Source organism: Moorena sp. SIO2C4 (assembly GCF_010672485.1).
Taxonomy (GTDB): domain Bacteria; phylum Cyanobacteriota; class Cyanobacteriia; order Cyanobacteriales; family Coleofasciculaceae; genus Moorena; species Moorena producens.
On record NZ_JAAHGN010000789.1, the window covers coordinates 1 to 3,638 of the forward strand.

The 3,638-nt window shown below is 46.8% G+C and carries 3 protein-coding genes; 1 reads left to right on the forward strand and 2 read right to left on the reverse strand.

The window, feature by feature from the left end; translation table 11 throughout:
- A partial coding sequence (locus F6K20_RS29070) for a CHAT domain-containing protein (RefSeq protein ID WP_287297000.1) occupies positions 1-1,193 on the forward strand: 1,193 nt, incomplete at its 5' end.
- Between the two features lie 225 nt (positions 1,194-1,418).
- On the opposite strand, the gene F6K20_RS29075 is transcribed toward F6K20_RS29070, so the two are convergent.
- Positions 1,419-2,960 carry a phytoene desaturase family protein gene (locus F6K20_RS29075; protein WP_287297002.1) on the reverse strand — a complete coding sequence of 514 codons (1,542 nt, stop codon included), beginning with the start codon at positions 2,958-2,960 and terminating at the stop codon, positions 1,419-1,421.
- A gap of 50 nt (positions 2,961-3,010) precedes the next feature.
- Positions 3,011-3,367: a Spx/MgsR family RNA polymerase-binding regulatory protein gene (locus F6K20_RS29080; RefSeq protein ID WP_008179116.1), complete on the reverse strand. Its 357-nt coding sequence runs from the start codon at positions 3,365-3,367 to the stop codon at positions 3,011-3,013.
- Positions 3,368-3,638: the final 271 nt, after the last annotated feature.

Here is a 3,638-nt window from a genome sequence, read left to right on the forward strand (position 1 = left end):
TCAAGACTGGGGTTATTTATGTCAGTTTTGTCCAAAACTCCCTGACATTACCAGGAACTCGATGCCAAACTCCAGCAATCCCAGCAGCCGAAATTGACCGAAGATTTGGTTACCGACCCTCTGATCTACCTTTAGAACCGGAAAAATGCTTACAACAAAACGATGACCAGCTAGAACTGTTGCTGATCACAGCAGACGGTAATCCAATTCTGCGGCGAGTCTATAACGCAAATCGTGCTGAAGTCCTAGCTGTGACTAGGACCTTTCATCGAACACTGATAAATCCCCGAAGCTTGGATGATAAGGATTATCTCAAACCAGCTCAGCAACTTTACCAATGGCTGATCGGACCGTTGGAGGCTGAGTTAAAAGCTAATAAGATCGAGAGCCTGATATTTGCCATGGATCAGGGGTTGCGCTCCCTACCCCTGGCTGCTCTCCACGATCAAAAGAATTATCTAGTGGAAAATTATAGTGTCAGCCTGGTGCCTAGCCTTAGTTTGACCTATTCTCGGTTTACCCATGTTCAATCCTTGCGACTGCTGGCGATGGGAGCCTCCCAATTTTCTGATAAACAGGATTTGCCTTGGGTAAAAGTCGAGTTACAAACAATTATCAACAAACTGTGGAAAGGTAACTATTTTCTCAACGAAAGCTTCACTCTGGAAAATTTAAAGGCTCAACGAAAAAAACGGAAATTTGGCATCATTCACTTAGCTACCCATGCTCAGTTTAATCAGGGAGCTCCTGAAAATTCTTATATTCAAATGTGGGACGAAAAACTGGGGCTCGATCAAGTGGAAAATCTGTTTTCTGAGCCATCGGTAGAGTTGTTGGTACTCAGCGCTTGCCAAACCGCTTTGGGAAATCGGGAAGCAGAGCTAGGTTTTGCTGGCTCAGCCTTTCAGGCAGGGGTTGACTCCACTCTAGCAACCCTTTGGTCTGTCAGTGACCAAGGGGCTCTGGGGCTGACTACAGAGTTTTACCGTCAGTTGAACAAGACACCGAGTAAAACTGAAGCCTTGCGACAGGCACAGTTGGCAATGATTCGAGGCAATGTCCGGATCGAGAATGATCACTTATATAGCTCTGGCAAGAAAATTGCTTTATCCTCAGAATTGTCAGGATTTGGAAAACAAAGCTTTACCCATCCCTATTATTGGGCTGCTTTTTTGCTAGTTGGTGATCCTTAGTTATAGGTAAGCTATCAGCTATCAGCTATCAGCTATCAGCTATCAGTTATCAGCTATCAGCTATCAGCTAATGCGCACGCTACTTGAGGTGCTTTTTAATAAAAGAGGTAAGCATTGGTTTAATCTGAGTTAAGTCTGCTGACGGCTGACGGCTGACCACTGACGGCTGACCACTGACGGCTGACGGCTGACGGCTGACGGCTGACGATAGTTGCCCAATCTAGGTCACAACCCAATCGTTTTCAGCATTTCCAAATGCTTTGAAACCGGTACAAGGGTATTGGCAGTAATCATCCCGCTGGCGGCAACTGCTGGTAAACCAATACCGGGAAAGGTTGAGTCTCCACAGCACATTAGTCCAGGTAGGGGTGTGCCAGGACCAGGAAAGATGCCAACTCCTGCTCGAATTGCTGGACCGTAGGAACCTCGGTGGCGGCGCAGAAAGCGTTCGTGGGTGAGTGGTGTACCGACTAGAGTGACTTCACAACGGGAACGAATGTCTGGAATGATCCGCTCCAATCCTTTCCACATGATTTCTGCACGCACCTGCTTTTGTTGTGCATAGGCTTCACTGTTACGATTCATGCCTTGCCAGAGTTCATAGGGTTCGTTACCTGGAGTATAAACGTGAATCACGTGTTTTCCTGGTGGTGCTAGGGATGGGTCTAGAAGGGATGGAATCGATAGCACTACTATATTCTGGGGAGCGGTAACACCCTTTTCCCAGTCATTAACGATAATGTAGTGGCAGGCTAGGTCTTTTTCTAGTCCTTCTGCGTCAATGCCTAAGTGCAGATGCATGAAGCTATCACACTCAGGGGTGGCGTTTCTCTTGGCTCGATAGGATTTTGGTATTGCTGAATCTGGCAGTAGTTTGAGGGTATCCCATACTGAGATATTAGACACTACTGTTTTACGGGCTCGGATTTCTTTGCTGCCCCGCAGACGCACACCTACGGCACGGTTGTGCTCGACTATCACTTCTTCAACATGAGCATTAACTATCAACTGACCGCCATGTTTTTCTAATCCCCGCACTAGGGCATCAACTAGGGCACCACTACCACCAATGGGATAGTCTAGCACTACCCCTGGTCGATACCATTCCGCAAACATAAAGGCCATCTCTGCCGCAATGGTTCCATCCGCTGGTAGTCCAGATAATAGAAAAGAAAGCAAATCCAGCCAATTACGGCTAAAGTTGTCTTTGAGAACACCGTCCATTATCTGGCTAAAGGGTCCTCTGAGCTTGATAGAATTCCCAAGATATGGTAGGAAAGAGGGGGCAAATCGGCTGAGGGTGACCACTGCGCCAAGATCAAAACGGATGGCAGCGAGGGGAATTGCGATCGCAGCCTTAGCTAGGGGTTCCATCACCCGCTGAAGCTCACGCCATTCGGTTACAGCATCATTACCACGAAGCCTGGCTAGAACTTCACAAAACTGATCCGCACCAACGGAGGTGTCAAAGTCACCTTCAGGCAAACGGCAACCCCATGTCTTGTAGGTTTCCCAAGATAAATCCTCACCAATGGCATCTAGCAGTTGTCGCAGAGGATTAGAAGAAGGGCTATAAGACAAACCTGAGTAAAGAGACGGACCGGAGTCAAACTTGAATCCATTGCGCTCAAAAGCGTGAGCAGCACCACCAGGGATTGAGTGGCTCTCGCAGACTGTGACGTTAAAACCGTAGCGAGCTAGAAGAGAGGCGCAGCATAAACCACCAATCCCACTGCCAATTACAACTATATCTGTTTCTTTACTCATCCTTGGGCTCGATAGTTTGGTTTATTCTATTGATAATTACGACAAAAATACTATATTACCAATTTTTCTCGTATCGTTTCTTCATTTGCCCTAAACCCTACCAACACCGCTGTGCCATCCTTCACAAACAGGGGTCGTTTCAGCAGCATCGCATCTTTGGCAAAGGCTTCAACCCACTGCTCTTCGGTCCAAGTCTTTTTTTCTTCACCTATTTCACGGTAGGATTTCCCAGACGTATTACGCATGGGTTTAGAGCCCAAGGCTTCTACCCAGCTGCTAATCATATCAGCAGTTGGTGGATGCTCTTTTGTGTTGATAAAATCATAGTCAACACTGTTATCTTCCAGCCATTTAAATGCTTTTTTGCAAGTGCCGCAGTTGGGAATACCGTAGACTTTAATTGACATAATTTTTATCCTTATTTTTAAGCATTCAGCGGTTAGCGGTCAGCGGTCAGCGGTCAGCCTTCAGCCTTGGCCAAAGGCCACGCTACGCGAACAGCGGTCAGCTTATTTTATTCAAAAGCACCTCAAGTCGCGTGCGCTAATCGCTGATAGCTGATAGCTGATAGCTGATAGCTGATAGCTGATAGCTGATAGCTGATAGCTGATAGCTGATAGCTGATAGCTGATAGCTGATAGCTGATAGCTGATAGCTGATAGCTGATAGCTGATAGCT

Coding starts and splice junctions, on each gene's coding strand:
- F6K20_RS29075 (WP_287297002.1), bottom strand. CDS start 2,960: ATGAGTAAAGAAACAGATATAGTTGTAATTGGCAGTGGGATTGGTGGT.
- F6K20_RS29080 (WP_008179116.1), bottom strand. CDS start 3,367: ATGTCAATTAAAGTCTACGGTATTCCCAACTGCGGCACTTGCAAAAAA.